The organism is Stenotrophomonas sp. TWI1149 (assembly GCF_039673155.1).
Classification (GTDB): domain Bacteria; phylum Pseudomonadota; class Gammaproteobacteria; order Xanthomonadales; family Xanthomonadaceae; genus Stenotrophomonas; species Stenotrophomonas maltophilia_AA.
Genome location: NZ_JBDJLB010000001.1, coordinates 142051 through 168994, shown reverse-complemented (window position 1 = coordinate 168994; position 26944 = coordinate 142051). Strand labels below are relative to the sequence as shown.

Annotated in this window: 27 protein-coding genes and 1 pseudogene; 15 read left to right on the top strand and 13 right to left on the bottom strand. The window is 66.7% G+C overall.

Annotated features, from left to right (window positions below; all coding sequences use genetic code 11):
- Positions 1-59 precede the first annotated feature (59 nt).
- The 3 genes from ABE424_RS00825 (at position 60) to ABE424_RS00815 (ending at position 2177) form a co-directional block, all read left to right on the top strand.
- Positions 60-824: an EAL domain-containing protein gene (locus tag ABE424_RS00825; RefSeq protein ID WP_319210742.1), complete on the top strand. Its 765-nt coding sequence runs from the start codon at positions 60-62 to the stop codon at positions 822-824.
- Positions 825-887: 63 nt separating this feature from the next.
- Positions 888-1703 carry an AraC family transcriptional regulator gene (locus tag ABE424_RS00820; RefSeq protein ID WP_346492699.1) on the top strand — a complete coding sequence of 272 codons (816 nt, stop codon included), beginning with the start codon at positions 888-890 and terminating at the stop codon, positions 1701-1703.
- A gap of 87 nt (positions 1704-1790) precedes the next feature.
- Positions 1791-2177, top strand: a complete 387-nt coding sequence (locus ABE424_RS00815) for a cupin domain-containing protein (protein ID WP_346492698.1) — start codon at positions 1791-1793, stop codon at positions 2175-2177.
- Positions 2178-2263: 86 nt separating this feature from the next.
- Here ABE424_RS00815 and ABE424_RS00810 read toward each other — a convergent pair whose 3' ends face one another.
- Together ABE424_RS00810 and ABE424_RS00805 are read right to left on the bottom strand one after the other, a co-directional pair.
- Positions 2264-2671 (bottom strand): nuclear transport factor 2 family protein, encoded by a 408-nt coding sequence (locus ABE424_RS00810; protein WP_346492697.1) that lies wholly within the window; start codon positions 2669-2671, stop codon positions 2264-2266.
- A gap of 52 nt (positions 2672-2723) precedes the next feature.
- Positions 2724-3506 carry an SDR family oxidoreductase gene (locus tag ABE424_RS00805; protein WP_346492696.1) on the bottom strand — a complete coding sequence of 261 codons (783 nt, stop codon included), beginning with the start codon at positions 3504-3506 and terminating at the stop codon, positions 2724-2726.
- A gap of 130 nt (positions 3507-3636) precedes the next feature.
- Here ABE424_RS00805 and ABE424_RS00800 point away from each other — a divergent pair, with 130 nt between their 5' ends.
- The 3 genes and pseudogenes from ABE424_RS00800 (at position 3637) to ABE424_RS00790 (ending at position 5742) form a co-directional block, all read left to right on the top strand.
- Positions 3637-4533, top strand: coding sequence for a LysR family transcriptional regulator (locus ABE424_RS00800; RefSeq protein ID WP_346492695.1), 897 nt, complete (start codon positions 3637-3639; stop codon positions 4531-4533).
- Between the two features lie 13 nt (positions 4534-4546).
- Positions 4547-4777, top strand: a pseudogene (locus tag ABE424_RS00795) (heavy metal-binding domain-containing protein); the annotation flags it as partial.
- A gap of 86 nt (positions 4778-4863) precedes the next feature.
- On the top strand, positions 4864-5742 hold the full coding sequence (locus ABE424_RS00790; protein WP_346492694.1) for an SDR family NAD(P)-dependent oxidoreductase: 879 nt from the start codon (positions 4864-4866) through the stop codon (positions 5740-5742).
- Between the two features lie 73 nt (positions 5743-5815).
- Here the strand turns inward: ABE424_RS00790 and ABE424_RS00785 are convergent, their stop codons facing one another.
- The 5 genes from ABE424_RS00785 to ABE424_RS00765 form a co-directional block, all read right to left on the bottom strand.
- On the bottom strand, positions 5816-6628 hold the full coding sequence (locus ABE424_RS00785) for a sugar phosphate isomerase/epimerase family protein (RefSeq protein ID WP_346492693.1): 813 nt from the start codon (positions 6626-6628) through the stop codon (positions 5816-5818).
- A gap of 87 nt (positions 6629-6715) precedes the next feature.
- Complete coding sequence (locus tag ABE424_RS00780; RefSeq protein WP_346492692.1) at positions 6716-6886, bottom strand: hypothetical protein; 171 nt, start codon at positions 6884-6886, stop codon at positions 6716-6718.
- Positions 6887-6894: 8 nt separating this feature from the next.
- Entirely contained in the window at positions 6895-8031 is a 1137-nt protein-coding gene (locus ABE424_RS00775; protein WP_346492691.1) for a PepSY-associated TM helix domain-containing protein, read from the bottom strand.
- A gap of 126 nt (positions 8032-8157) precedes the next feature.
- On the bottom strand, positions 8158-9528 hold the full coding sequence (locus ABE424_RS00770) for an ATP-binding protein (RefSeq protein WP_346492690.1): 1371 nt from the start codon (positions 9526-9528) through the stop codon (positions 8158-8160).
- Complete coding sequence (locus tag ABE424_RS00765; RefSeq protein ID WP_176990992.1) at positions 9521-10204, bottom strand: response regulator transcription factor; 684 nt, start codon at positions 10202-10204, stop codon at positions 9521-9523. The genes ABE424_RS00770 and ABE424_RS00765 overlap by 8 nt, the downstream gene beginning before the upstream one ends.
- Positions 10205-10381: 177 nt before the next feature.
- Here ABE424_RS00765 and ABE424_RS00760 point away from each other — a divergent pair, with 177 nt between their 5' ends.
- The 3 genes from ABE424_RS00760 to ABE424_RS00750 all read left to right on the top strand — a co-directional run bounded on the left by ABE424_RS00760 (position 10382) and on the right by ABE424_RS00750 (position 15040).
- Complete coding sequence (locus ABE424_RS00760; protein WP_346492689.1) at positions 10382-11587, top strand: efflux RND transporter periplasmic adaptor subunit; 1206 nt, start codon at positions 10382-10384, stop codon at positions 11585-11587.
- 4 nt (positions 11588-11591) lie between these two features.
- Positions 11592-14705, top strand: coding sequence for an efflux RND transporter permease subunit (locus ABE424_RS00755; protein ID WP_346492688.1), 3114 nt, complete (start codon positions 11592-11594; stop codon positions 14703-14705).
- A gap of 110 nt (positions 14706-14815) precedes the next feature.
- Entirely contained in the window at positions 14816-15040 is a 225-nt protein-coding gene (locus ABE424_RS00750) for a hypothetical protein (RefSeq protein ID WP_241696635.1), read from the top strand.
- Here the strand turns inward: ABE424_RS00750 and ABE424_RS00745 are convergent.
- On the bottom strand, positions 15037-15447 hold the full coding sequence (locus ABE424_RS00745) for a GFA family protein (RefSeq protein WP_346479318.1): 411 nt from the start codon (positions 15445-15447) through the stop codon (positions 15037-15039). The genes ABE424_RS00750 and ABE424_RS00745 overlap by 4 nt on opposite strands.
- Before the next feature lie 211 nt (positions 15448-15658).
- On the opposite strand from ABE424_RS00745, the gene ABE424_RS00740 reads away from it, so the two are divergent.
- Both ABE424_RS00740 and ABE424_RS00735 read left to right on the top strand, forming a co-directional pair.
- Entirely contained in the window at positions 15659-16636 is a 978-nt protein-coding gene (locus tag ABE424_RS00740; RefSeq protein WP_346492718.1) for a DUF4105 domain-containing protein, read from the top strand.
- Between the two features lie 38 nt (positions 16637-16674).
- Complete coding sequence (locus ABE424_RS00735; protein WP_346492717.1) at positions 16675-18582, top strand: alpha/beta fold hydrolase; 1908 nt, start codon at positions 16675-16677, stop codon at positions 18580-18582.
- A 20-nt stretch (positions 18583-18602) separates the two neighbouring features.
- Here ABE424_RS00735 and ABE424_RS00730 read toward each other — a convergent pair whose 3' ends face one another.
- Complete coding sequence (locus tag ABE424_RS00730; protein ID WP_346492687.1) at positions 18603-19976, bottom strand: MFS transporter; 1374 nt, start codon at positions 19974-19976, stop codon at positions 18603-18605.
- A 91-nt stretch (positions 19977-20067) separates the two neighbouring features.
- Here ABE424_RS00730 and soxR point away from each other — a divergent pair, with 91 nt between their 5' ends.
- Positions 20068-20502, top strand: coding sequence for a redox-sensitive transcriptional activator SoxR (soxR, locus tag ABE424_RS00725; RefSeq protein WP_176990998.1), 435 nt, complete (start codon positions 20068-20070; stop codon positions 20500-20502).
- A 25-nt stretch (positions 20503-20527) separates the two neighbouring features.
- Here the strand turns inward: soxR and ABE424_RS00720 are convergent, their stop codons facing one another.
- Genes ABE424_RS00720 through ABE424_RS00710 form a run of 3 tightly spaced genes read right to left on the bottom strand, consistent with a single transcriptional unit; the run spans position 20528 to position 22719 of the window.
- On the bottom strand, positions 20528-21130 hold the full coding sequence (locus ABE424_RS00720) for a short chain dehydrogenase (RefSeq protein ID WP_176991069.1): 603 nt from the start codon (positions 21128-21130) through the stop codon (positions 20528-20530).
- Between the two features lie 59 nt (positions 21131-21189).
- A complete protein-coding gene (gene proC, locus ABE424_RS00715; RefSeq protein ID WP_346492560.1) occupies positions 21190-22011 on the bottom strand; it encodes a pyrroline-5-carboxylate reductase in 822 nt (273 codons plus the stop codon).
- 27 nt (positions 22012-22038) lie between these two features.
- Entirely contained in the window at positions 22039-22719 is a 681-nt protein-coding gene (locus ABE424_RS00710) for a YggS family pyridoxal phosphate-dependent enzyme (RefSeq protein WP_346479492.1), read from the bottom strand.
- Between the two features lie 107 nt (positions 22720-22826).
- Here ABE424_RS00710 and ABE424_RS00705 point away from each other — a divergent pair, with 107 nt between their 5' ends.
- Together ABE424_RS00705 and ABE424_RS00700 are read left to right on the top strand one after the other, a co-directional pair.
- The gene (locus tag ABE424_RS00705; RefSeq protein WP_038690018.1) at positions 22827-23864 is read left to right on the top strand and encodes a type IV pilus twitching motility protein PilT; all 1038 of its coding nucleotides are present in this window, start codon (positions 22827-22829) and stop codon (positions 23862-23864) included.
- 51 nt (positions 23865-23915) lie between these two features.
- Positions 23916-25052 (top strand): PilT/PilU family type 4a pilus ATPase, encoded by a 1137-nt coding sequence (locus tag ABE424_RS00700; RefSeq protein WP_179460932.1) that lies wholly within the window; start codon positions 23916-23918, stop codon positions 25050-25052.
- 171 nt (positions 25053-25223) lie between these two features.
- Here ABE424_RS00700 and ABE424_RS00695 read toward each other — a convergent pair whose 3' ends face one another.
- Entirely contained in the window at positions 25224-26045 is an 822-nt protein-coding gene (locus ABE424_RS00695) for an alpha/beta hydrolase (protein WP_179460933.1), read from the bottom strand.
- Positions 26046-26233: 188 nt separating this feature from the next.
- Between ABE424_RS00695 and ABE424_RS00690 the strand changes: the two genes are divergently transcribed.
- Positions 26234-26941 carry a YitT family protein gene (locus tag ABE424_RS00690; protein WP_179460934.1) on the top strand — a complete coding sequence of 236 codons (708 nt, stop codon included), beginning with the start codon at positions 26234-26236 and terminating at the stop codon, positions 26939-26941.
- Positions 26942-26944: the final 3 nt, after the last annotated feature.

Genomic DNA, 26944 nt, shown 5'->3' with positions numbered 1-26944 from the left:
TCGGCTATGATCGTTTGCCATCGCCGCCATCGCCGCCATCGCGGGCAGGAACCCACCGCATGCCCTCCGCCCAAACGCGTACGCAATGCGCGCTGTGCCGTGACGCCGAGCCGTTGCCGTTCGCGTTCAGCTACGCGTTCCAGCCTATTGTCGACGTGCGCGCAGGACAGATATTCGCTCATGAGGCACTGGTGCGTGGCCCGGACGGTGAGCCTGCCAACTCGGTGCTGTCCCGAGTCACCGCGGACAACTGTTACCGGTTCGACCAGGCATGCCGTGCCAAGGCTATCGAGATCGCCGCGCGGTTGAAGATGCGTTCGCGTCTGTCGATCAACTTCCTGCCCAACGCGATCTACCGGCCCGAGCTGTGCATCCGCTCTACCCTGGAGGCTGCGCAACGACACGACTTTCCGGTCGAGCAGATCATCTTCGAGACCGTTGAAGGCGAGCAGATCAGTGATGGGAAGTGGCTGGCCGAGATCCTCACCGAGTACAAACGGATTGGCTTCAAGACGGCCATCGATGATTTCGGTGCCGGCTTTGCCGGTCTGAACCTGCTGGCCGACTTCCAGCCCGACCTGGTCAAGCTGGACATGGGCTTGATCCGTGGCATCGACCAGAGCGCCTCGCGACGTGCGATCGTTACCGGTGTGGTGTCCATGTGTACAGCGCTGGCCATTGATGTGATCGCCGAAGGCATAGAAACCGCTGACGAGGCGCGCTGTCTTTCCGATCTCGGAATAAGACTGATGCAGGGGTACTGGTTTGGTCGACCGCGGTTTGAGGGCGTAGTGACCGAGGACGAGCTTCCCTTGGCGATGTAAGGCGGCGGGTGTCGGCGTCGGCGGAACAGTTGGGCGCCGCCCTTAGTGCTGTGGGATGATGGAATGACCAAAAGAGCAGAGCCTTCAGATTGGGTGCAGCGCGCCGCCCAGCCAGGAAGAATTGAGCGCATTGAGGCCTATTTTGCCGGGCATGGTTACAGCCCGCATCGGCACGGCACCTATGCTGTTGGTTTCACCTTGGCGGGCGTGCAGAGTTTCCAGTATCGCCGCGCCCAACGGCATAGCCTGCCGGGTACGGTGATGGTATTGCATCCCGATGAGCTCCATGACGGGCAGGCAGGCACGGCAGCAGGGTTCCATTACCGGATGGCGTACATCGAACCCTCGCTGATCCAGAAGATTGTGGGGGACAGGCCATTGCCATTCATTGAAGGGGGGCTGTCGGGAGACTCCCGCGTACAGGCGGCATTGACTCCATTGCTGCAGGACATTGCTACACGGATCGACTCGATGGAAGAAGAAGATGCGCTGCATGACCTGGCACACGCTCTGCTCGGTGCCGCTGCGCAGCGGCCCATTCGGCGCCGCCCTGATTTCGTCGCACTGGAGCGTGCCCGTGCCCATATCCATGACTCGCTGGACTCTGCCATCACGATTGACGCCCTTGCAGAGTCCAGCGGCCTGGACCGCTGGCAGCTCAGTCGGGATTTTCGCGCGCTCTATGGCACCAGCCCCTATCGCTACCTCACCATGCGTCGGCTGGACGTGGCGCGACGGTTGATGCTGGCAGGAGAGAGCATCAACCAGTCAGCACTGATGGCCGGCTTCTTTGACCAGAGTCACATGGCGCGCCACTTCATCTCCACCTACGGCGCTACTCCAGCACGGTGGCTTAAGCGGATGCGGCCCTCGCCGTAGGCCGTTCGCGACGCGTTGCACGATCGTGCAAGACCGGCAGGCAAGGGCACTTCAACATACGGATTCCCATTACGACAGGATTCCCCCATGTTGGAACTTCCACCTCCACATCCCCACAACGCCATCAATCTTGAAGAGAAGTTCAATCTCGTCAGCGAACGGTGGTCGCCCAGGGTCATCGCCGAGATGAATGACTACCAGTTCAAGATCGTTCGCTTGCTGGGGGACTTTGTCTGGCACAGCCATGCAGATTCCGATGAAGCGTTCTTCGTTATCGAGGGCGAGCTGCGAATCGACTTCCGTGATCGCAGCGTCCGACTGCGGAAAGGTGAGTTGTATGTCGTTGCCAAGGGCGTCGAGCACAAACCCTACGCCGAGCATGAGGTGAGGTTGATGCTGATCGAGCCTCGAGGTGTTCTGAATACGGGTGAAGCGCTTGGCGAAAGAACTGCGCGGAATGATGTGTGGATATAGAACCTCGCAGGCATAAACGGAAACCCTGGCATGAACCGGTACCTTGCTTTGCAGAATGCAGCCTCACGACCAGGCGAAACGCATGATCAGGGCCGGGAGGCCGCGGCCACGGCAAAGCTGTCCTCAATCATCATGAATTTGGAGATCTCGCCCCCTGCAAAGGTCAATACGATCACAAAGGGTGACTCGATCGTCTTACCGGTGGCGATGATCCGCGTAACAAGCTCACCCAGGACGACGGCGCGGTCGTCGCTGCTCATAACCTCATGCACCTCCAGTCGAATGCGCTCCATCAACCTGCTCGAGTCACGCATAAAGTTTTCCACCGCGCGGCGCCCGGATTGTCGACCAATCCAAGGCAGCGCGGCGCTGTCGCCAGGAATGTGCCACTCCAGGTCCGCGCTGAACAGCGACGCGATCTCCTCGGGCGCCGCGCCGGAACCAATCTTCTCCAGGAACCGGTGCGCAATCTTCAGATTGTCCTGCATGGCCATTCCATCTATCTCAGTGGGTTGGGTGGGTACTGTGGTGTCCTGCATTGCTTTTTCAGATCTGGGTCAGGCCGCCGTCAACTGTCAGCTCAACGCCGGTGATGTAGGACGCATCCTGCGACGCCAGGAAAGACATTGCCTTCGCAATCTCATCCGGGCTGCCCGCACGGCCGAGTGGGGCCTTCTGCGCGATATCGGCAAGATAGGCGTCGATGTCCTGGTCGCTCATGCCGAGCTCGGATTTGTAGGCCGGGGTAAGCACTACGCCGGGTCCTACCAGGTTGACCCGAATGTTCCGTCCCTTGAGGTCGGAGGCCCACGTCCTCACGAACGACCGCAGTGCAGCCTTCGACGCCGCATACACACCGAACGCGGGTATGCCCTGATTGGCCGCAATGGAACCCGTCACCACGATGGCACCGCCAGCGGTCATCAGCGGTAGCGCTTTCTGCACTGTAAACAGCGTGCCTTTGACATTGATGCCGAAGTACTTTTCGAACCCTGCCTCGGTGATCGAATCCAGGGGGGTAAAGTCGCCACCGCCTGCGTTGGCGATAAGAAGATCCAGTCGACCGTGCGCCGTGCCGATGGTGTCCATGATGACGTCCAGGTCTGTGGCGACAGAAATGTCACCGCGGACTGCGATCGCGCCATGTCCTATCTCGGCTGTCGCGCGGTCAAGCTCCTGCTGCCGCCGCCCGCTGATGACCACCGACGCTCCCTCCAGCGCAAGACGCTTGGCGGCCGCCAGGCCAATCCCCGAGCTGCCGCCGGTGACCAAGGCCACCTTTTCGGCATGTTTCGCGTTGTGGACGTTGAACAGATCCTCGATGTGCATGACGTTGCCTGCCTGGACGGCTGATGCCGCGGTGGTGCAAGTCTATTGGGGCGCCATGACGGGATAAACGCGCTGATTGTTGATTCTTTATTTCCCGGTGTGAATAATTGACCGTCATCCGGAGCCTACAATGGACCATCTACAGGCCATACGTGCTTTTGCTCGTGTCGTCGAGACCGGCGGCTTCAATCGGGCTGCTGAATCGCTTCAGATGCCCAATGCCACGTTGAGCAAGTCGATCAGCGCGCTGGAGAAACACCTTGGGGTGAAGCTGCTTGAGCGTAGTACGCGCCGCGTCAGGGTCAGCAACGATGGAGCTGCGTATTACGAGCGCATCAGGCACCTGTTAACCGAGCTGGATGACGTTGAGGCGACCTTGGGCCGTGCCCAAGGCAGCCCGAAGGGCAGGTTGCGTGTGGACACCGGCGGCTCTACCGCCAGTGGGCTGTTGATCCCTGCACTGCCCGAGTTTCGCGCGAGGTATCCGGACATACAGCTGCTCCTGGGCGTTACCGACCGGACGGTAGATGTCATCGGCGAGAATATTGACTGTGCCATTCGCAGCACGGCAGACGACGGTGCACTGATCTCCCGCAAGATCGGGAGTCTTGAATGGACCACCTGCGCGAGTCCGGCGTACCTCTCACGCTATGGGGTACCTGCCCACCCTGAACAATTGCTTGAGCCTCGGTTTCCGGTAGTCGGGTACTTTTCCGCGCACAGCGGCAAGGCGCCTCCGCTCCATTTTCTCGGCGGCGGAGTACCGGTGGAGATCGTTCCCGAGTGTGCGGTCCTGGTCAATGAAAGCAATGCCCATCTGGCAACGGGGTTGGCCGGGCTCGGGCTGATCCACACGCTTGATTTCATGGTGCGACCGGCAATTGATCGCGGCGAGCTGATACCTGTACTCCAGGACTGGCGGCCTGCGCCACTTGATGTTTTCATCGCCTATGCCCCAAGCCGGCAGCTGAGTACTAAGGTTCGCGTCTTTGTGGAGTGGGTGAGCGAGATCTATGCCCGTATCTGAGCGATCACATCGGGGCAACTTCCTCGGCGGGCTGCAGACCCTCTTCGGCGGCAACATCACCATCTACACGCAGCTGTGCGAGCAGGCGCGCGAAGAGACCTACCGGGACATGTCCAACCATGCGCGGCTGCTCGGCGCCAACGCGATCATCGCGATGCGCTATGACGCCACCGACGTGATGACCGGCCTGACCGAAGTGCTGTGCTACGGCACGGCGGTGATCGTCGAGCCCACGCACGTCTGAGCATCCCGCATGTGATACGCGCTGCGTATCGCAGCAAGCTGTCATCGGTATTGGCATCCGCGCGGCCCAGGGCGGATGCTGTCCGCATGACGATCAACGACACACTTTCTTTCGCCGGGCAGGTCGCCCTGGTCACCGGCGCCGCGGGTGGCCTCGGCTTCGCTTATAGCCGGCTACTGGCGCAGCGCGGCGCACACGTGGTGATGCAGGACGTGGGCGCCATGCTGGACGGTACCGGCCGCGATCCGCAACGGATCGATCACGCTGTTGCGCGTCTGCGTGCAGAGGGGCTCTCTGTCGAGGCCAGCCACCAGGACATCCAGCCCCGTTCCCTGGCCGCCGCACTGGTCGCCGATATCCTGCAGCGGCATGGCCGCCTGGACGTGATCCTGCACAACGCGGGCTGGGTCGAATACCAGCGGATCGATGCGGTGGACGAGGATCGTTTCGACCACATGATGGCGGTCGCGGCCAAGGCGCCGTTGTGGCTCGCCCAGGCCGCGTGGCCGGCGATGCAGGCGCAGGGGCATGGCCGCATCGTGCTGACCACCTCCGACCGCGCGCTGTATCCGCAGTACGTGCAGCACGGGCTGACGGCCTACGCGGCAGCGAAGTCGGCCGCGGTCGGCATCGTCAATGTGCTGGCTGCCGAAGGCGCCGCGCATGGGATCGTGGTCAACGCGGTTTCGCCCGTGGCCAAGACCCGCATGTGGGGCGTGGACGGCGAGCCGGACGAGCTGCACCCGGAGGCCGTGGCGCCGGGCGTCGTGTTCCTGGCCTCGCGCGCCTGCATCGAGGGCGGCTGGATCCTGCGCGCCAGCAACGGCCAGTTCCATGCCACGCGGCTGAGCGAGGCCGAGGGCGTGCGCTATCCGCGTGATCTGCAGGCCGTAGTGGCCGACAACATCGAGGTGGTCGCCAGGCAGTGGCCGCAGATCGCCAGGCCGGCAGTCGAACCACGCTGACGGCCGCACACGTCCTGGCGTCCTGCGCGTGCCGGATTTCCCGACGCGGCAAGCGGGTGGCAGCCGTCGAGCGTCAGCGCGTCAGCACGGCCTCCAGTGCGGCCATGGCCTCACGTGCCACCGCATGCGGATCACGTGCTTTCAGCGCGTCGTTGAACACCTCCAGCCCGATCGGCCCGCGGTACCCCATCGCGGCCAGCGCATCGATCAGTGTCTCCAGCGGCCAGAGGCCATCGCCCGGCAGGCAGCGGTGATGCCGCGCCTGCGTGGTCACTTGTCCAGGCAACGGCTGGGTGAGCACATCCGACAGCTGCACCAGCGCGATGCGCTCCACCGGCACGTCGCGCAGATCGTCGGCGGTGCGCCCGGCCGCGAACAGGTGGAAGGCATCGACCACGATGTCCAGGTTCGGCGCGCCGACCTGCTCGATCTGCTGCCATGTCGAGGGCAGGGTGGAATGCAGGCGGCTCCACGCCATGCCTTCGTAGGCGATGCGCAGGCCACGTTCGGCAGCGCGCGCGCACAGCCAGCGCAGGTCGTCGGTGAGGCGGTCGGGCACGTAGTCGGTCGCGGTGCAGGCCGGTACCAGCACCGTGCCTGCGCCCATATCGTGCGCCAGCGCGAGCAAGGACAGTGCCTCTGCACGCTTGCCCTCGCGGGTGGCAGCCGAAGCACCATCAAAATCCAGCAGCACCTGCACGTCGGTGAGCTGCAGGCCGGTGCGTGTCAGGGCTGCATGTACGTCGGCGACGGAGGAGGACTCCACATCCTCACGCCACAGCTCCACTTGTGTGAAACCCGCCGCGGCGGCGGCGTCGAGTTTCCCGGCCGTGTCGCCGCCCAGCAGGATGGTGTTGAGGAAGCGGGGGCCAGACAGCCGGTTCATCGGGGCAACGCCTTTGCACGAAGTGGATGTCGCCCTCCATGCTATCGACCCGGGCATCCGCGTTCTGTGCAGATGCGCCCGCGCCTCTCATCGCGTGCGCTGCACCCACGCCCGCACCACCAGCGCGATCAGCGCCGCGAACACCAGCCAGGAGATGACGTCGAACAGCCCGTCACCGATCAGCGCGCTGACCAAGCCCACCACGCTGGCCAGCGCGATCCAGGCCGGAGCGATGAACGGGCTGCGCGGTGGTTTCACCGGTGCGCTCATGCGGCACCCCCGTGCTGCGCGGCGCGCTCGATCTCGGTGACGCGCGCTTCGGTGCTTCCCCGCTTCACCCACAGGTACAGGCCGCTGATCAGCACCGTGATGGTGAGCAGGTCCAGCAGCGCCCACAGGATCTTCAATGGCAGCTTGCCGTAGTCGCCGAAGTGCAGCGGCTGGCTCAGCAGCAGCACGCTCATGTAGGTCGGCAGCTGCGGCTGCGCGGTGAGCTCGCCGGTCTTGGCATCGATCAGCACCGGCCGATACAGGCGCTCGGTCAGCGCGGTATTGCCCTGCATGAACACCCCATAGTGATGGTCACCGCTGTAGCCGGTGCCGGGGAAACTGATGAAGGCCGGGCGCATGCCGGGCTCGGCGGCGCGTGCGGTGTCCACGGCGGCCTGCAGCGAGGCCAGCGTGGTGGGCCGTGGCTGGCCGGCGTAGCGGGCCGCGAACTCGCCGAGCTGCTCGCTCTGCCACGCCTGTTCCAGCGGCTTGGCGATGGTGTTGATGGCGCCGGTGATGCCCACCACCAGCGCCCAGCCGAGGGTGACGATGCCGAGCACGTTGTGCAGGTCCAGCCAGGCCAGGCGGCGGTTGCGACCGGTGCGCAGCGTGCCGAAGCGCTGCTTGCGCATGAAGGGGCCGTACAGCACCAGGCCGGAGATGATCGCCACCGCGAACAGCAGCCCCATCGCGCCCATGAACAACATGCCGGGCAGGCCGAGGAACAGATCGGTGTGCAGGCGGTACAGGAAGTACATCACGCCTTCGTTGAACTGCGCGGCCGGCAGCACCTCGCCCGTCGTCGCGTGCAGCAGCGCAGTGTGCATCTGCGGGGGCGGCGTGTCCGTGCGGGCACCCGTGTTGACGTACACGGTGGGCGCGTCCGGATCCCAACCAACGAACAGCGGCACATCGCCGGGGTATTGCGCCAGTGCGGTGCGCACCTGCGCGTCCAGATCACGCGGGGTGGCGTCGGCGACCGTGGTCGCCACCTCCGGCTCGCTGAGGTGCGCGATCTCTTCGGCGAACACCAGAGGCAGGCCGGTCAGGCACAGCAGCAACAGGAACAGGGTGCAGACCAGGCTGGTCCACTTGTGGATCACGAACCAGGCTTTGATGGTGGCACGTTGCATGAAGGCTCTCTGGCGATGGCTGGAGGCACGCGGTGGCGCTGAAGGGCGGGCAGGTCGCGACGGATTATCCGGATGCGGCGCGGGAATACCAAGGATTCTCACCCCTGCTGCAACGCGGTCGCTCGTTCAGCGAAGCCCTTCCGCCGCGCAGCGGATGCTCAGCCACGCCCCGCCACCCGGGGCGTCCCCGGCACGGACCCGGAACCCGTGCAGGCCGGCGATGGCGGCGACGATCGACAGGCCCAGCCCGAAGCCTTCCGTGGGCGTGCCACTGCTTTCGCCGCGGAAGAACCGCTGGTAGATCAGGCTGCGGTCCTGCGGTGGAATGCCCGGGCCGTTGTCGATCACATCGATGCGCGCAGCACCGTGGTCGTCGACCGCACGCAGCACGATCCGGCCCTGCGCCGGGGTGAAGTGCAGCGCGTTGGAGAGCAGGTTGGCCAGCGCCTCGAACAGCAGCTCGCGGTCGCCCCACAGGGTGCCCACCTGCGCATCGATCTCCAGCAGCAGCTGCTGCTCTTTCTCCTCGGCCAGCGGCAGGTAGAACGCATGCAGCTCCCGCAGCAGCTCGGCGGCATCGAGTTCGACGAAGGCCGAGCGGCGCTGGTGGCTTTCCAGCTCGGAAATGCGCAGCAGCGCACCGAAGCGCGCCATCAGCCGGTCGGTTTCGGTCAGCGCCTTGTCCAGCTGGGCGGCACGCGGATCGTCCTCTTCCAGCCCGACACGGGTGCGATAGAGATGCGCGCGCAGGCGGGTGAGCGGGGTCCGCAGATCGTGCGCGATGCTGTCGCACACGCCCTTGACCTCGGTCATCAGCTGCTCGATGCGTTCGAGCATGGCATTGACGATGCTCGAGAGACGGTCGATCTCATCCGGACGGCCGGAGACGGGCAGGCGCTGGCCGAGATCGCCGGCGATGATGCGGTTGGTCGCGGCCTCGATCTCCTGGATCCGTCTGAGCGGCCGCCGGCGCAGGATGTGCCAGCCGGCCAGGCCGGGAAGGACGGTCAACGAGACGCCCCACAGCAGCGCATCGAGGATGATGCTGTTGACCGCCGTCAGCTTGCCGCTCTGGCGCACGAACACCAGCAGGCGGCCGTCCTGGGTTTCCACGCCGAGCGCGCGCCCGGGCGCGTTGATCGGCCCACTGCGCAGGGACCAGCGTTCCACCGCCTGCGCGTGTCCGTCGATGCGCAGCCCATCGGGAATCGCCAGCAGCGGGCCGGACAGCGGCTGCCCGTTGCGGCTGAAGATGCCGTAGGCATACGCCCCGTGCAGGTCGTAGCGCAGGCTGTCGCGCAGCGCATCGTCCAGCGCCTGCCCCTCGAACTTCTCGAACAGGTGCGCGCGCTGCTGCAGGCCGGATTCGGCGAGGTCGTTGAGGTAGTCCGAGACGCGCCAGTACATCACTCCCAGCAGTACGCTGGACCAGGCCACGAACAACACGCAGTACAGCCCGAGCAGCCGGCTGCTGGACGAGCGCCAGTGATCAGACATGGTCGTCCAGGACATACCCGGTGCCCCGCACGGTGCGGATCGGCTGGTGGCGCCCGGGCTGGTCGATGCGCTTGCGCAGGCGGCCGATGTGGACGTCGATCAGGTTGGTGCCGGGGTCGAAGTGGTAGCCCCACACGTCCTGGAACAGCATGGTGCGGGTGACCACCTGGCCGGCGTTGCGGACGAGGAATTCCAGCAGCTTGAACTCGGTGGGCAGCAGCGCGATCTCCTCGCCGGCACGGCGCGCGGTGCGGGTCATCAGGTCCAGTTCCAGGTCGCCGGCGCGCAGCTGGTTCTCCGCCACGGCGGGCTGGCCGTGGCGACGGATCAGCACCTCCACGCGGGCTGCCATTTCATCGGAGGCGAACGGTTTGGTCAGGTAGTCATCGCCGCCGGCGCGCAGGCCACGCACCCGCTCATCCACGTCCGACAACGCGCTGATCATCAGCACCGGCGTGGTGATGCCCTGGCGGCGCAGCGCGGTGACCAGGGCCAGGCCGTCGATCCCGGGCAGCATGCGGTCCAGGGTGATCACCGCGTAGTCGCCGCGGCAGGCCATCGCCAGGCCGTCCTCGCCGTTGCCCACCCGGTCCACCTCGAAGCCGTGGCTGCGCAGTTCCGTGGCGATTTCCTCGGCGGTGACGAGGTCGTCCTCGATGGTGAGTACGCGCGGCATGGGCCACTTTGACAATGGGGACCGGTGCATCGTCGCAACCCCCCGGAGCGACTGCAAATGAAAAATGTTTCATGCGGTTTTCGCCGGATCGTCCCCCCGGTTCTCCTATATTCGCCTCGAGCAGTGGCCCTGCCGCCCGAGCCGCGTGCCCCGTTCACGCCTGGAATACCGTCCCCCATGACCGACCCGCTCCCGTCCTCCCCGGCCCTTGCCCCGTTGCCCCGACTCTGGCGCCTGCCACTGCTGGGGCTGGCCGTGGCGTTGGCGCTGGCTGCCTGCAGCCGGGAGGCGCCGAAGGCGAAGGGACCGGCGCCGGAGGTGACGGTGCTCACCCTGCAGGCCCGATCGCTGGCGCTGGCCCAGGAGCTGCCCGGGCGTACCGTGGCCTCGCAGGAGTCGGATGTACGCCCGCAGGTCTCCGGGGTGCTGCAGGCGCGGCTGTTCGAGCAGGGCGAGATGGTGAAGGCCGGGCAGCCGCTGTTCCAGATCGAACCGGCGCTGTACCAGGCCTCGGTGAACGAGGCACAGGCCAACCTGCGCACGGCCGAGGCCACCGCGGTCGCGGCGCGGCTGCGGGCCCAGCGCATGCAGCAGCTCGGCGTCGGTCAGTTGGCGGCGCAGCAGGATGTGGATGATGCCGTGGCCACCCACCAGCAGGCCGAGGCCGCCGTGCAGGCGGCGCAGGCGGTCCGCGATACCGCGCGCACCAACCTGGGCTTCGCCCGCGTGACGGCGCCGATCAGCGGGCGGATCGGCCGCGCACTGTTCACCCCGGGTGCGCTGGTGACCAACGGCCAGGCCGAGCCGCTGGCGCGGATCCAGCAGGTGGATCCGATGAACGTGGACATCACCCAGTCCAGCAACGAGTACCTCGCGCTGCGCCGCGCGATCGCCGACGGCGGCGTGGAAGCGACCACCGCGCCGGTGCAGCTCACACTGTCCGACGGCACCGATTACCCCGTGACCGGCACGCTGGAATTCGCCGACATCGATGTCGACCAGGAAACCGGCAGCATCACCCTGCGTGCGCAGTTCCCGAACCCGCAGGGCCAGCTGCTGCCCGGCATGTACGTGCGCGCCCAGGTCGGGCAGGGCACCCGCCAGCAGGCCTTGCTGGTTCCGCAGGCCGCGGTGGACCGCAGCCCGAAGGGCGAGGCGCTGGCGTGGGTGGTGGGCGCGGACGGCCGCGTGCATCAACGGACCTTCACCACGGCGCGTGCGGTGGGCGACCAGTGGCTGGTGCTCGACGGGCTGCGTGCCGGTGAGCAGGTCGTACTCAGTGGCCGCCAGGGCCTGAGCGAGGGGGCCACGGTGCGGATCAAGCCCGCGGGTGCAGCCGCACCGGCCGCAGCACCCGCCACCGTGCCGGCCGGCGAAGGCTGAGCCGATGCTGCCGCGCTTCTTCATCCACCGCCCGGTCTTCGCCTGGGTCCTGGCCATCTGCATCATGGCGCTGGGCACCATCGCGGTGACCCAGTTGCCAGTGGAGCAGTACCCGGACATCGCGCCACCGCAGGTCAACATCACCGCCAACTACACCGGTGCGTCGGCGCAGACGGTGGAAGACAGCGTCACCCAGGTGATCGAACAGCAGATCAAGGGCATCGACCACCTGCTGTATTTCTCCTCCACCAGTTCGTCCTCGGGCCAGGCGCGGATCACGGTCACCTTCGACCAGCGCGCCAACCCGGACATCGCCCAGGTGCAGGTGCAGAACAGCGTCAACCAGGCGATCAACCGGCTGCCGCAGGAAGTGCAGCAGCAGGGCGTCACCGTGGCCAAATCGCAGGGCGATTCGCTGATGGTGGTGTCGCTGTACGACACCCACCGGCGCATGGAGCGGGTGGATGTCTCCGATTTCCTGGTCAGCAACGTGCAGGACCCGATCAGCCGCATTCCGGGCGTGGGCGAGATCAACGTGTTCGGTTCGCCGTATGCGATGCGCATCTGGCTGGACCCGCACAAGCTGCGCGCCTTCGATCTGATGCCCTCGGATGTGCGCATCGCGATCCAGGCGCAGAACACCCAGGTCACCGCGGGTGAGTTGGGTGCGCTGCCCACCGGGCCGGAGCAGGCGCTCAACGCTACCGTCACCGCACAGTCGCGGCTGCAGACCGCCGAGCAGTTCCGCGCGATCATCCTGCGCACGCTACCCAGCGGCGCCGCGGTGCACCTGGGCGATGTCGCGCGGGTGGAGATCGGCGCGGAGAACTACCAGACCAGCAGCTTCCTCAATGGCTATCCCGCGGCCGGCTTCTCGGTGACGCTGGCCTCCGGCGCCAACGCACTGGAAACCGCCGATGCGGTGCGTGCCGAAATCGAGCGTCTGCGGCCGAGCTTCCCGCCGGGGCTGGAAGTGGCCTATCCGCGCGACAGCACGCCGTTCGTGCGGGTCTCCATCGAGGGGGTCATCCACACCCTGATCGAGGCGATCGTGCTGGTCGTGGTGGTGATGTTCCTGTTCCTGCAGAACCTGCGCGCCACCTTGATCCCGGCGATCACCGTGCCGGTGGTTCTGCTGGGCACGTTCGGCGTGCTGGCGGTGGCCGGGTTCACCATCAACACGCTCACCCTGTTCGCGATGGTGCTGGCGATCGGTTTGCTGGTGGACGATGCGATCGTGGTGGTGGAGAACGTCGAACGCATCATCCACGAGGAACACCTGCCGCCGCGCGAGGCGACCGAGAAGTCGATGGGCGAGATCACCGGTGCGCTGGTCGGCATCACCGTGGTGCTCGGTGCGGTGTTCCTGCCGATGGCCCTGTTCGGCGGTTCGACCGGCATCATCTACCGGCAGTTCTCGATCACGATCGCCTCGGCGATGGCGCTGTCGGCGCTGGTCGCGCTGACGCTGACCCCGGCGCTGTGCGCGACCCTGCTCAAGCCGGCCAGCGCAATGAAGCCGCCCGGCCGCTTCTTCGCCGCGTTCAACCGCGGCGTGGAGCGCAGCCAGAACGCCTACCGCGGCAAGCTCGGCGGCATCGTGGCGCACCCGCGGCGCTGGATGGCGTTCTACGTGCTGCTGGTGATCGGCGTGGTCGTGTTGTACGCACGCATGCCGACCGGCTTCCTGCCGGTGGAAGACCAGGGCCAGGTGACGTTCCAGTTCTCCACGCCGGAAGGCACGCCGATGGCGCGCACCGAGGCGCTGGGCGAGCAGATCAGCCGTTACTTCATGGAGCACGAGAAGGACAGCCTGGACGTGGTGTTCGTGGTGGTCGGCCGCAACAACGCCGGCACCGGGCAGAACGCAGGGCAGGGGTTCATGGCGCTCAAGCCGTGGGCCGAACGCGATGCCAAGCACAGTGCCGGCGCGATCATCGCCCGCGCCAACGCCTGGTTCCGCCACCTGCCCGATGCGAAGGTCAACGTGCTGGCCCCGCCGGCGGTGCGCGGGCTGGGGCAGTCCAGCGGCTTCGAGCTGTGGTTGCAGGACAACAGCGCCGCCGGCCGCCCGGCGCTGCAGGCCGCACAGGAAAAAGTGGTGCAGGCCGCCGGCGATGACGACCGGCTCACCTCGGTGCGGTTGAATGGGCTCGGCGACAAGGCCGAGCTGCATCTGGACATCGACCAGGCGCAGGCCAGCGCGCTGGGCCTGGCCCAGGCCGACATCAATTCAACGCTGTCCTCGGCGTGGGGTGGCACCTACGTCAACGACTTCCTCGACCGCGGCCGGGTCAAGCGCGTGTATGTGCAGGGCGACCAGCCCTACCGCAGCGTGCCCGACGACATCGGCCAGTGGTACGTGCGCGGCAGCAACGGACAGATGGCGTCGTTCGCCAGTTTCGCCAGCAGCCACTGGTCGCGCGGGCCGCAGCTGCAGCAGCGTTTCAACGGCCTGCCGGCGATGCAGGTGCAGGGCAGTGCCGCCGAAGGACGCAGCTCGGGCGAGGCGATGCAGACCATGCAGGCGCTGGTGGCCGAGCAGCCCGGATTCGCACTGCAGTGGAGCGGGTTGTCCTATCAGGAGCAGCTGTCCAGCAACCAGACGTTGTGGCTGTACGCGGCCTCGATCGCCTTCATCTTCCTGTGCCTGGCCGCGCTCTACGAGAGCTGGACAGTGCCGGTGGCAGTGATGCTGGTGATCCCGCTGGGGGTGATCGGCACGGTGATCGCCACCACCGCGGCGGGCTTCGTCAACGACATCTACTTCCAGGTGGGGCTGCTCACCACGATCGGCCTGTCGGCCAAGAACGCGATCCTGATCGTCGAGTTCGCCGAGGCCGAGTACCGCGCGGGCAGTTCGGCGGTGGACGCGGCGCTGAAGGGCGCGCGGCTGCGCCTGCGGCCGATCGTGATGACCTCGCTGGCCTTCGTGGCCGGCGTGATCCCGCTGGCGCTGGCGACCGGCGCCGGTGCGGTCAGCCGGCGCGAGATCGGCGTCAGCGTGATCGGCGGCATGCTCTCCGGCACGCTGCTGGCCATCCTGCTGGTGCCGCTGTTCTTCGTGCTGGTGCGGCGGCTGGGCAAGGCGAAGCCGGTGTCACCGCCAACGCCCTGAACGGTGGGGCGTTGGCCGCGCGATTTCATCTTTCTGACCCATTCCATTCACGGTTTCCATGCCGGCGCGGCAGTAGCGTAGATCGTCCCCACACCGGTTGGAGACATGCCATGAATCCCCTGCAGACGGCGGCCCGCGCCATGCGTAATGGACTGGAAGAAGTGGCAGCGCTGCTGGTCGGCCAGCGCGCCGAGTCGCTGCGCGAGGACGATACAGCCGCACCCGGGGTGGGCATCCCGATGCCGCGCCGGCTGCCGCTCAAGCGCCCGCTGCTGCATGGGCGCAAGGGCATGGCCCCGTGGCAGAAGATCGGTCCGGGCCGCGAGCGCCGTTAAGCGCGGGTGGCATCGGACGGGTGGTTGACCCCGTCGTTGACCGGCACCTCGCCGATATCGAACGGATTGACCCCGTCCAGGCAGCCGACGTTGTAGCCGTACTCGTCCGGCGACGAGCGGCGCTGATGATGCGTGTAGATGCCGCACACGCTGCAGAAGTGATGGCGCGCGACATGCGTGTTGAACTGGTACAGGCGCAGGACGTCATGGCCCTGCACCACCTCCAGATCGGCCAGCTTGACCGAGGCGACGATCGCGCCACGTCGCCGGCACATCGAACAGTCGCAGCGGCGAGGCGACACCACGCCGTCGGGCAGGTGCAGGCGCAGGACCACGGCCCCGCAATGGCAGCGCAGCAGATGGTGGCGCTGGATGGGCACCCCGCCCACGGTGGTCAGACCCTGCATGCCTGGCGCTTCCTTGATGGCCGTTGATCGCGCAAGTATGCGACCGGCCCGGGGGGCGGAGCCAGCCCGTGCGGGGTCCCGGGGTGAACGGCGGCCCGAAGCTGAACAGGCTCGACATGCGGCGCACACAGGGGTTATGGCTAACTAGCGCCCCGGATAGACGACGGATCGATGCGTGAAGAAGGCAGGACGATGGGGGCTGGCGCTGCTGATGCTGCTGGCGGCGCTGTGGATCACCGGCTTGCTGGCCTACCAGCTGCCGGGTCCGGGGTGGGTGCGGTATCTGCTGGTCGGGCTGTGGGTCGTGTTCGCCGTCACCGGGGCGATCGGCGTGGCGCGCGCGCGCGCCGGGCGCTGGCCGGGCGTGCTGTACGGCGTGGCGCTGGTGCTCTCGGGCATCTGGTGGCTGCTGCTGACCCCGCGCCAGGACCGGGTCTGGGCCGATGACGTCGCCCAGCGCCTGAAGGTGGTGCAGGTCGATGGCTCGCGCGTGGTGCTCGACAACGTGCGTGACTTCACCTGGCGCAGCGAGACCGACTACGACGCGCGCTGGGTGCGCCGCGAGTACAACCTGGACCAGCTGCGCTCGGCCGATCTGATCCTGTCCTACTGGATGGGCCCCATGATCGCGCACACGCTGATCTCGTTCGGCTTCGATGACGGCCGTTACCTGGTGTTCTCGCTGGAGATCCGCAAGGAGCGCGGCGAGTCCTTCTCCGCGCTCGGCGGCTTCTTCCGCAAGTTCGAGATGACCCTGGTCGCCTCGGAGGAAACCGACATCGTGCGCACGCGTACCAACGCACGCGGCGAAGATGTGTATCTGTACCGCCTGCACGGCATGACCCAGGAGCAGCTCAAGGCACTGTTCGTCTCCTACCTCGGCGAGGCCCGCAAGTTGGATGCCGCGCCAGCGTTCTACAACACGCTGACCAGCAACTGCACGACCATCGTGTACGAACTGGCCAAGCAGATCGCCCCGGGCCTGCCGATGGACTACCGGCTGCTGGCCTCGGGCTACTTCGCCGAGTACGCGCTCGATCTCGGTGTGCTCACGCCGGGCGTGCCGTTCGAGACGCTGAAGGCGCGCGGGCGGATTACCGATCGTGCGCGGGCGAGCAATGAAAACGATGATTTTTCACAGGTGATCCGCCGGGATGTTCCGGGGACAGGGCAGGGAAGCGTTCCATGAGGTCGATTGTGAAACTGCTCGCGCACCGCGCGTTGCCGATGACGGCCGTGGTGCTCTCGCTGCTGCTCTCCAGCGGCTGTGCGATGGTCACCATGAAGCAGGTGGCCCCGACCGAGTACCTCGCCAACAAGCGTGGCGACGTGCTCACCTCGGGCAAGCTCAGCGCCGCCTCGCAGGAAACGCTGAGCGTGATCGGCATGGACGTGGCGCAGTGCGAAAAGGATGTCACCGCCTGCCAGAAGACCCTCGCCGACACCGATGTCCTGCCCGAGGAGCAGCGCTTGTCGGCGCAGTCCGAGCTCTGGGTGAAGACCGCGCTCGCGCTGACCCCCAAGCCCAAGGACCGCGAGAAAACGCCGATGTCCGATGCCGCGCTGGATGCGTGGCTGGAAGCGGCGCGTTATGCCTATGCGTACCTGTTCTTCAGTGGCCGTACGCCGTCCGACCGCGCCTTCGAGGATCGCCAGACCCAGGTCCGGGATTACTACAACTACGCCGCCGAGCAGACCGCCGCGGTGGTGTTCAAGCGCAGCCGCGAAAGCGCGCTCGAGGGCGAGGATTACAACGCCGCCGTGGCCGGTGAGCGCTGGACGCTGACCTCCGATTTCGATGAGCTGCGCATGCAGAGCATCCCGACCCGGATGGTGTCCGCCTCGGCGGTGAGCTTCGCCGGCCTGCGCAGCACCTATCGGCGCGATGGCTTTGGTGCGGAGCTGGTGGTGATCATGGATCCGCCCAAGCTGGTGGCCCCGGCCGATGGCGAGAAGGCGGAGATTCCGCAGTACAGCGAGATGTCGGCGATCAACGCCACCGCGCTGCTGCGTTTCAAGGGCAACGACCTGCGGCAGGTGCTCGATACCACCCAGGTGCTGTTCGATGTGTATTCGCCCGAGTCCACCGAAAGCGTGGACCTGCACGGTGAGAAGGTGCCGCTGGCCGGCAACTTCACCGCCGCCTACGGTATGTGGCTGGCGCAGTCCGGCTTCGCCACGCAGTCGCTGCGTACGCTGTTCGGCCTGAGCGAAGGCATCGGCGCGCCGCACATGTACCTGATGCAGCCGTGGGATCCGAACCGCCGCATCATCTTCATGCTGCACGGCTTGGGCAGCAGCCCGGAAGCGTGGGTGAACGTGGCCAACGAGATCATGGGTGATCCCGAGCTGCGCCGGCATTTCCAGGTCTGGCAGGTGTATTACCCGACCAATGCCCCGATCGCGCTCAACCGCTACGAGATCAACCAGGCCTTCGACAACACGCTCAAACACTTCGATCCGACCGGCAGCACGCCGGCATCGAAGGACATGGTGTTCATCGGCCACAGTATGGGCGGCGTGCTTGCGCGCCTGCTGGTGACGTCTTCCGGTGATGTGCTCTGGAACGACCTGCTGGCCAACTACGACCTCAAGGGCGAGCGCCTCAAGCGGGTCGAAACCAAGCTGGGCCCGCTGCTGCACTTCACGGCCGAACCGAACGTGGAGCGGGCGATCTTCATCGCCGCCCCGCACAAGGGCACGGATATCGCGGGCAATCGGGTAGGGCGCCTGATCGGCCGGCTGGTGCGGCTGCCGATCACCATCCTGGGCAAGTTCGAGGATGTGTTCCTGACCCTGCAGGAATCCGAATCGGCCAACACCACCACGAAGCTGCAGGTGCCCAACAGCATCGACAACCTCAAGGCCAGCGATCCGTTCGTGAAAGCGGCCGGTGCGCTGCCGATCACCCCGGGGCTGAAGTACCACTCGATCATCGCCCAGCGCAAACCGGAGGTGCCGCTGCTGCAGTCCGACGATGGCCTGGTGCCGTACTGGAGCGCGCATCTGGATGGCGCGGTCTCGGAGAAGGTGATCATCTCCGGGCACAGCGTGCAGGAAACCCCGCAGGCCGTGCTGGAGATCCGCCGCATCCTGCGCGAGGATCTGAAAGAGGTCGGCGACACGCACCCGTAAGGGGCGTGTCCCGCTGAGGGTCAGATCCGCCGCGCGACCCCCACGCTGAGCATCGCCAAGACCAGCATGATCGCAAAGGTCAGCAGGTAGCCCAGCGCTTCCCGGCCGTCCAGGAACAGCGCGAACAGCGAGCCGGACACGGCCAGCGTGGTCGCCACGGCCAAGGCCTCGCTGAGCTGCAGGGCGGACGTGTTGGCACCCTGCTGTGCCGGCGGGGACAGCGACAGGGTGAGCACCGAGAGGCTGGGATAGATCAGGCCCATGCCCAGCCCGGTCAGCACCCAGCCGACCATCGCCGACCACAGCGGCATGCCCGGCTGGATCGCCAGCGACGTGGCCAGGATGCCCACGCACATCAGCAGCGCGCCGGCCAGCAGCAACTGTCGGCGCGACCAGCCGCGCTGCTGGTGGCCCTGCAGCCACGAGCCGGAGAACCAGCCCAGCGCGCCCAGGCTCAGTGCGATACCGGCCACGACGGGCGTCAAGCCACGTTCGCGCTGCAGCAGCAAGGGCAGGAATGCTTCGCAGCCGAAGAACGCGGAGGCCGCGATCCCGCGCAGCGCGATCACGCTGGGTAGCCCGCGGCGCAGGGTCAGCGTGCCGGTCGGCAACAGTTTCCAGCTGCACAGCGCCAGCACGCCCAGCGCCGGCATCAGCAGCGCCACGGCATGCCATCCCTGCTGTTGCCCGCCGATGTAAAGGGCCAGCGCGCCCAACGAAGCACCCACTGCCCACGGCACGACGTTGCGGCCGGTGCTGCCCGCGGTCACTACGCCGACCTGCCGCAGGGCAGGGCGCAGCAGCAAGGCGGCCGGGATCGCCAGCAGCGGCACGATCAGGAACACCCAGCGCCAGCCGAGGTGCTGCACGATCAGGCCGCTGATGCTGGGGCCGATCAGCGAAGGCACCACCCAGCCGGCGGAGAACGCCGCGAAGACGCGGGGTCGCATCGGCTCGGGAAACGAGCGCCCGACCAGCACGTACAGCGCGACCGAAATCGCACCGGCGCCCAGGCCCTGCATCAGGCGCCCGAGCACCAGCACCGGCATGTGCTGGGCGAAACCGGCCACCAGCAGGCCCGCGATGAAACAGGCCAGGCCCAGCCACAGCGGCCGGGCCGGGCCGCGCTGGTCACTCCAGCGCCCGGACAGCGTCATCCCGATCACGCTGGTGGCCAGGGTGCCGCCGAACGCCAGGGCGTACAGGCGCAGTCCGTCCAGGTCGTGTGCCACGGTCGGCATCGCCGCGGCCACGGCCAGCGCCTCGAACCCATGCAGCGAGACCAGCGCGACCATCCCGATCGTGGTCGCGCGATAGGCCGGCGACAGGATCGACGGGATCGGGGCGTCCTCCACCGGAGCGGTGGCGGGCGGGGAGGAAGCTTCAACGGACATGCGGATTCCAGACATCGGGAGGAGGGCCGGGCTTGCAGTACACCCCCGGCGGCGCGCAGGATGCCACCTGAACCATGGTTGAGGTCAAGCAGTGATCGCGCAGGAATTGAGTGTAGGCGAAGTCGCCAAACGGAGCGGCGTGGCCGTCTCGGCGTTGCATTTCTACGAGCGCAAGGGCCTGATCCGCAGCCTGCGCACCGCCGGCAACCAGCGTCGTTTCGCCCGCGATGTGCTGCGCCGGCTGGCGGTGATCCGCGTGGCCCAGCGGGTCGGGATGCCGTTGGAAGCGGTGGCGACCGCCTTTGCCGCCCTGCCCGAGAACAAGACGCCGACCAAGGCCGAGTGGGCGAAGATGTCGGCGCTGTGGCGTAGCGAGCTGGACCAGCGCATCGAGCAGTTGCTGCTGCTGCGCGACCAGCTCACCGACTGCATCGGCTGTGGGTGCCTGTCGTTGAAGCGCTGTCGCCTGACCAATCCTGGCGACACGCTGGGCGATCAAGGCGACGGCCCCCGCCGCTGGGAGTAGTGCCGGTCGCTGGCCGGCACCGCCCTCACCAGACGGTGAACACCTGCCCGCTCTGTATGCCTTCCACGCTGCGCTGGTACGCCAGCGACGCGCGCTGTGCCGTCACCGGTTCGAAGCCCGGGAAATACGCGCCGTAGTCGTCCATCGACTCGGCCAGCACGTTCGGGCTGACCGCATTGATGCGCAGTCCGCGCGGCAGCAGTTCGCAGGCGGCCGCACGCACGAACCCTTCCAGCGCGGCGTTGGCGGCCGTGGCGTTGGCACCGTCGCGAATCGGCTGGGCACTGATGATGCCGCTGGTCAGGGTGATCGAGCCGCCGGTGTTCAGGTGATGCTGGGCGGCCAGGCTCAACCGCACCTGGCCGAGCAGCTTGTCCTGCAGCCCCAGGTTGAAGTCGGCCGGCCGCATCTGCGCCAGCGGACCGAAGTGCACCTGGCCGGTGGTCGCGATCACCGCATCGACCTTGCCCACCTTCGCGAACAGCGCGTCCACGCTGGCGTCGTCGGTCAGATCGACCTGCACGTCGCCGCCGTGGCGACCGGCGCGGATCAGTTCGTGGTGGACGCCGAGGGTGTTGGCGACCGCCTGGCCCAGGGTGCCGCTGGCACCGACAAGCAGGATCTTCATGTGCATGTCTCCGTAAACATAGAGGGTAGTGCCACGCCATGCGTGGCTGCGTCTGGTCGTCAATCATTCGCCGCCGACAATGCCTGCCCGCGCGTCGTCGCCGCGTCGATCGCGCGCGCGACCATGGCTTCAAAGCCGTCGGCCTGGAAACGCTCGATCGCGGCCTGGGTGGTGCCGTTCGGCGAGGTCACGCGGCGACGCAGCTCGGCCGGGGCTTCGCCGGATTCATCCAGCATGCGCGAGGCACCGAGCAGGGTCTGCACGACCAGCGTGCGGGCCGCGTCGGCGGGCAGGCCCTGGGCGATGCCGGCGGCTTCCATCGCTTCGGCCAGCAGGAACACGTAGGCCGGGCCACTGCCGGAGACGGCGGTGACCGCATCCATGCGCGCTTCGTCGTCGATCCACACGGTGCGCCCGGCGCTGGCCAGCACGGTATCGGCCTGCGCGCGCTGCGCGTCGCTCACCGCGGCGGTGGCGAACAGCCCGGTGACGCCGGCGCCGAGCAGGGCCGGCGTGTTGGGCATTGCACGGACCACGGCCTGGCCGCCGCCCAGCCAACGGTCCAGCTGGCTGCTGGTGATGCCGGCGGCGATGGAGACCACCAGCGGCTGCCTGCCGTGCGCGATATCGGTCAGCGACGCGCAGACATCGCGCAGCACCTGGGGCTTCACTGCCAGCACCCAGACCGTGCCCTGCGCGGCGGCCTCGCTCGCGCTGGCGTAGGTCCTGATGCCGAACTCGGCGGTCAGCTGCTCGCGCAGTCCGGTCACCGGCTCGGCGACGTGGATGCTGGCCGGGGCCACGCCCTGGCGGACCAGGCCGGCGATCAGGCTGCGGGCCATGTTGCCGCCGCCGATGAAGGTGATGGGGGACGTGCTCATGAACTCTCCTTGGAACGGGCGGGGCGCTCAGGCCGGTCGCGGGCGGGCGCCGAACAGCGCGGTGCCGATGCGGACCATCGTGGCGCCATGGGCGATGGCTTCAGGGTAGTCGCTGCTCATCCCCATCGACAGCGTATCCACCTGTGGATGCGCTGCGGCCAGCGTGGCGAACAACGCGGCCATGTTGGTGAAGGCCGCTTGCCGGCGGTCCGCCTCCGGCCAGGGCGCCGGGATGGCCATCAGCCCGCGCAGGCGCAGCTGCGGTGCGGCGGCGATGGCAGCGGCGAGGGTCTGGATGTCCTGTGGGGCGCAGCCGTGCTTGCTGTCCTCGTCATCGATGTTGACCTGGATCAGCACGTTCAGCGGCGGCTGGCCGGGCGGGCGGTGCGCGGCCAGCGCGGTGACCAGCTTGGGCCGGTCCACGCTCTGCACCCAGTCGAAATGGCGGGCGGCCAGCTCGGCCTTGTTGGACTGCAGGTGGCCGATCAGGTGCCATTCCAGGCCCAGTGTCGCCAATGCCTCGATCTTGGCCACCGCTTCCTGCACGTAGTTCTCGCCGAAGGCCCGCTGGCCCTGCGCGGCCAGGGCCTGCACGGCCTCGGCCGGCTGGGTCTTGGAGACCGCCAGCAGGACGGGATCTGGCCGCCCGGCGGCCACCGCCGCGTTGTGCAGGTTCGTCAGGATGGCAGGCAGGGTCTGGGCGGTCACGGCGGGTCCGGTGATCAGGGGCTGGAGCGTATTGTGCACATCTCGCTCTATACTGCCGCCCGGGGAAAGAACCTTCCAGTCGCAGCAGTCATGGGGAGTAGCAGCGCATGGATATCGCCGAACTATTGGCGTTTTCTGTAAAGAACAAAGCGTCGGATCTTCATCTGTCGGCCGGCCTGCCGCCGATGATCCGCGTCGACGGCGATGTCCGCCGCATCAACATTCCGGCCCTGGACCACAAGCAGGTCCACGCGCTGGTGTACGACATCATGTCGGACAAGCAGCGTCGCGATTACGAAGAATTCCTCGAGGTCGATTTCTCGTTCGAGATTCCCTCGCTGGCGCGCTTCCGTGTCAACGCCTTCAACCAGAACCGCGGCGCGGGTGCGGTGTTCCGTACCATTCCGTCCGAGGTGCTCACGCTGGAAGACCTGGCCGTGCCGCCGATCTTCCGCGAGCTGATCGACCAGCCGCAGGGCCTGATCCTGGTGACCGGCCCGACGGGTTCGGGCAAGTCGACCACGCTGGCGGCGATGATCGACCACATCAACAAGAACGAATACGGTCACATCCTCACCGTCGAGGATCCGATCGAATTCGTGCACACCTCGCAGAAGTGCCTGATCAACCAGCGCGAAGTGCATCGCGATACGCACGGCTTCAACGAAGCGCTGCGCTCGGCCCTGCGTGAAGACCCGGACATCATCCTGGTCGGCGAACTGCGCGATCTTGAAACGATCCGCCTGGCGCTGACCGCTGCGGAAACCGGCCACCTGGTGTTCGGTACGCTGCACACGAGCTCGGCGGCCAAGACCATCGACCGCATCATCGACGTGTTCCCCGCCGGCGAAAAGCCGATGGTGCGCTCGATGCTGTCCGAGTCGCTGCGCGCGGTGATCTCGCAGGCGCTGCTGAAGAAGGTCGGTGGCGGGCGTACCGCGGCCTGGGAAATCATGGTCGGCACCCCGGCCATCCGCAACCTGATCCGCGAAGACAAGGTCGCGCAGATGTATTCGGCGATCCAGACCGGCCAGCAGATGGGCATGATGACTCTGGACCAGCACCTGCAGGATCTGGTCAAGCGCAGCCTGATCACCCGCAACCAGGCGCGCGAGTACGCCAAGGACAAGCGGATTTTCGAATAGTGGTAGTGCCGGCCGCTGGCCGGCTCCTGAAAACCTTCGGAGTACACCGCGATGAGCACCACCACCATCGACTTCACCTCGTTCCTCAAGCTGATGGCGCACCAGAAGGCGTCGGACCTGTTCATCACCGCGGGCATGCCGCCGGCGATCAAGGTCAACGGCAAGATCTCGCCGATCACCCAGACCCCGTTGACGCCGCAGCAGAGCCGCGACCTGGTGCTGAACGTGATGACGCCGGCGCAGCGCGAAGAGTTCGAGAAGACCCACGAATGCAACTTCGCCATCGGCCTGTCCGGTGTCGGCCGCTTCCGCGTGAGCTGCTTCTACCAGCGCAACCAGGTCGGCATGGTGCTGCGCCGGATCGAGACGCGCATTCCCACCGTGGAAGAGCTCAACCTGCCGCCGATCATCAAGACGCTGGCGATGACCAAGCGCGGCATCATCCTGTTCGTGGGCGCCACCGGTACCGGCAAGTCCACCTCGCTGGCGGCGATGATCGGCTACCGCAACCACAACTCGACCGGCCACATCATCACCATCGAAGACCCGATCGAATTCGTGCACAAGCACGAGGGCTGCATCATCACCCAGCGTGAAGTCGGCATCGATACCGACAGCTGGGAAGCCGCGCTGAAGAACACGCTGCGCCAGGCACCGGACGTGATCATGATCGGCGAAGTACGTACCCGCGAGGGCATGGACCACGCCATCGCCTTCGCCGAAACCGGCCACCTGGTGCTGTGCACGCTGCACGCCAACAACGCCAACCAGGCGATGGACCGCATCATCAACTTCTTCCCGGAAGACCGCCGCAACCAGCTGCTGATGGATCTGTCGCTGAACCTCAAGGGCGTGGTCGCCCAGCAGCTGATTCCTTCGCCGGATGGCAAATCGCGCAAGGTGGCGATGGAGATCATGCTGGGTACGCCGCTGGTGCAGGATTACATCCGCGACGGCGAAATCCACAAGCTCAAGGAAGTGATGAAGGAGTCGGTGCAGCTGGGCATGCGCACCTTCGACCAGAGCCTGTTCGAGCTGTACCAGGCGGGCGAGATCAGCTACGAAGACGCGCTGCGCTACGCCGATTCGCAGAACGAAGTACGCCTGCGGATCAAGCTCTCCCAGGGCGGCGATGCGCGCACGCTGTCGCAGGGGCTGGATGGGGTGGAGATCTCGGAAGTCCGCTGAGCGGGGCGGTGGGGCGCACGACCAACGGTCGTGCGCTACCGGTGCCACGCATCCCCGGTAGGTGCCGACCGTTGGTCGGCACACGCGATACGTGCCGGCGCATGCCGGGTCGGCACACGCGACACCGGCCAGGGCATTCAGGTAGGTGCCGACCGTTGGTCGGCACACGCCTCACCCGCGGATGAACGCCAACAGGTCCGCGTTGATCACGTCCGCATGCGTCGTACACATCCCATGCGGATAGCCTTTGTAGACCTTCAGCGTGCCGTGCCTGAGCAGCGTGATCGCCAGCTCCGCCGAATCGGCGATCGGCACGATCTGGTCGTCGTCGCCATGCATCACCAGCACCGGGACGTCGATCTTCTTCAGGTCTTCGGTGAAGTCGGTTTCCGAGAAGGCCTGGATGCAGTCGTAGTGCGCGTTGATCGCGCCCATCATGCCCTGCCGCCACCAGTTGTCGACGATGCCCTGCTGCGGGGGCGTGCCCTCGCGGTTGAAGCCGTAGAACGGAATCGGCACCTCGCGGTAGAACGCGGCACGGCCGGCCACCAGTGCCTGCCGGAAGCCATCGAAGACCTCCTTCGGCGTGCCGCCCGGGTTGGCGTCACTCTTGACCATGATCGGCGGCACCGCCCCGATCAGCACGGCCTTGGCCACGCGACCGGGTTTGGCCTGCGCCACGTAGTGCGCGACTTCGCCGCCCCCGGTGGAATGCCCGATGTGGATCGCATCGCGCAGGTCCAGGTGGTCGGCCAACGCATTGACGTCGGCGGCGTAGGTGTCCATGTCATGCCCACCACTGGTCTGTGATGAGCGGCCATGGCCGCGGCGGTCGTGGGCGATCACGCGATAGCCCTGCAGCAGGAAGAACTGCAGCTGGGTATCCCAGTCATCGGCGCTGAGCGGCCAGCCGTGATGGAACACGAGGGGCTGACCCTTGCCCCAGTCCTTGTAGAAGATCTCGGTGTTGTCGGCGGTGGTCACGTAGGGCATGGCACGGAACTCCTGAGGGAGGGAGGGGCACAGCGGGGGTACCCGTGCATGCTGCAGCTGGAGGGTGTTCAGCCGGGATGAACGGCGGATGTCGATTTCGCGTCCCTGGGCCGGCTGAATAGATTTCACCAGCATCTGTCACGCCGATCGTGTCTAATACCGCTCCCCACGTCACACCCCCCACCCCCATGTCCCTTGATTCCCATGGCCCCGCGCCGTGCGACGACGCTGACGGCCACCTGGTCACCGCAGGTCCGCTGACCCCGCCACCGGACAGCGCCGGCACCGTGGCCGACGAGAAAGCCCTGCGCCATTCCGTGGCCGAGGACGTGCAGGGCATGGTCCTGGCGACCCTGGTCGCTTCGCTCGGCCTGGCGATCTTCGCCAAGGGCGGGCTGATGATCGGTGGCATGGCCGGGCTGGCGTTTCTGGCCCACTACGCCTTCGGCTGGAACTTCGGCCTGGTATTCGTGCTGGTCAACCTGCCGTTCTACTGGGTGGCCGTGCGGCGCATGGGCTGGGAGTTCACCCTGAAGACCTTCGCCGCGGTCACCGCCTGCGGCGTGCTGACCGACCTGCTGCCGCGCTGGGCCGATTTCGCCCACATGAGCTCGCTGTACTCGGCGATCGTCGGTGGTGCGCTGGCCGGCCTGGGCATCCTGTTCTACATCCGCCACCGGGCCAGCCTCGGCGGCATCGGCATCCTGGCGGTCTACCTGCAGCGCACCCGCGGCTGGAGCGCCGGCAAGGTGCAGATGTCCTTCGATACGCTGCTGATGTGCGTGGCGTTCTCGGTGCTGTCACCGTCCAAGGTGATGTACTCGGCGATCGGCGCGGTGGTGCTCAGCCTGGTGCTGATGTTCAACCACCGCCCGGGCCGCTACATGGGCGTCTGACGC

Excerpts from the sequence above, each read along its gene's own strand:
- ABE424_RS00690 (WP_179460934.1), top strand. The coding sequence starts at position 26,234 with ATGTCCCTTGATTCCCATGGCCCCGCGCCGTGCGACGACGCTGACGGC.
- ABE424_RS00750 (WP_241696635.1), top strand. The coding sequence starts at position 14,816 with ATGAATCCCCTGCAGACGGCGGCCCGCGCCATGCGTAATGGACTGGAA.
- ABE424_RS00825 (WP_319210742.1), top strand. The coding sequence starts at position 60 with ATGCCCTCCGCCCAAACGCGTACGCAATGCGCGCTGTGCCGTGACGCC.
- ABE424_RS00760 (WP_346492689.1), top strand. The coding sequence starts at position 10,382 with ATGACCGACCCGCTCCCGTCCTCCCCGGCCCTTGCCCCGTTGCCCCGA.
- ABE424_RS00730 (WP_346492687.1), bottom strand. The coding sequence starts at position 19,976 with ATGTCCGTTGAAGCTTCCTCCCCGCCCGCCACCGCTCCGGTGGAGGAC.
- ABE424_RS00745 (WP_346479318.1), bottom strand. The coding sequence starts at position 15,447 with ATGCAGGGTCTGACCACCGTGGGCGGGGTGCCCATCCAGCGCCACCAT.
- ABE424_RS00695 (WP_179460933.1), bottom strand. The coding sequence starts at position 26,045 with ATGCCCTACGTGACCACCGCCGACAACACCGAGATCTTCTACAAGGAC.
- ABE424_RS00790 (WP_346492694.1), top strand. The coding sequence starts at position 4,864 with ATGACGATCAACGACACACTTTCTTTCGCCGGGCAGGTCGCCCTGGTC.
- ABE424_RS00700 (WP_179460932.1), top strand. The coding sequence starts at position 23,916 with ATGAGCACCACCACCATCGACTTCACCTCGTTCCTCAAGCTGATGGCG.
- ABE424_RS00815 (WP_346492698.1), top strand. The coding sequence starts at position 1,791 with ATGTTGGAACTTCCACCTCCACATCCCCACAACGCCATCAATCTTGAA.
- ABE424_RS00770 (WP_346492690.1), bottom strand. The coding sequence starts at position 9,528 with ATGTCTGATCACTGGCGCTCGTCCAGCAGCCGGCTGCTCGGGCTGTAC.
- ABE424_RS00735 (WP_346492717.1), top strand. The coding sequence starts at position 16,675 with ATGACGGCCGTGGTGCTCTCGCTGCTGCTCTCCAGCGGCTGTGCGATG.
- ABE424_RS00765 (WP_176990992.1), bottom strand. The coding sequence starts at position 10,204 with ATGCCGCGCGTACTCACCATCGAGGACGACCTCGTCACCGCCGAGGAA.
- ABE424_RS00755 (WP_346492688.1), top strand. The coding sequence starts at position 11,592 with ATGCTGCCGCGCTTCTTCATCCACCGCCCGGTCTTCGCCTGGGTCCTG.
- ABE424_RS00705 (WP_038690018.1), top strand. The coding sequence starts at position 22,827 with ATGGATATCGCCGAACTATTGGCGTTTTCTGTAAAGAACAAAGCGTCG.
- proC (WP_346492560.1), bottom strand. The coding sequence starts at position 22,011 with ATGAGCACGTCCCCCATCACCTTCATCGGCGGCGGCAACATGGCCCGC.
- ABE424_RS00805 (WP_346492696.1), bottom strand. The coding sequence starts at position 3,506 with ATGCACATCGAGGATCTGTTCAACGTCCACAACGCGAAACATGCCGAA.
- ABE424_RS00720 (WP_176991069.1), bottom strand. The coding sequence starts at position 21,130 with ATGAAGATCCTGCTTGTCGGTGCCAGCGGCACCCTGGGCCAGGCGGTC.
- ABE424_RS00800 (WP_346492695.1), top strand. The coding sequence starts at position 3,637 with ATGGACCATCTACAGGCCATACGTGCTTTTGCTCGTGTCGTCGAGACC.
- ABE424_RS00740 (WP_346492718.1), top strand. The coding sequence starts at position 15,659 with ATGCTGCTGGCGGCGCTGTGGATCACCGGCTTGCTGGCCTACCAGCTG.
- ABE424_RS00820 (WP_346492699.1), top strand. The coding sequence starts at position 888 with ATGACCAAAAGAGCAGAGCCTTCAGATTGGGTGCAGCGCGCCGCCCAG.
- ABE424_RS00775 (WP_346492691.1), bottom strand. The coding sequence starts at position 8,031 with ATGCAACGTGCCACCATCAAAGCCTGGTTCGTGATCCACAAGTGGACC.
- ABE424_RS00810 (WP_346492697.1), bottom strand. The coding sequence starts at position 2,671 with ATGGCCATGCAGGACAATCTGAAGATTGCGCACCGGTTCCTGGAGAAG.
- ABE424_RS00785 (WP_346492693.1), bottom strand. The coding sequence starts at position 6,628 with ATGAACCGGCTGTCTGGCCCCCGCTTCCTCAACACCATCCTGCTGGGC.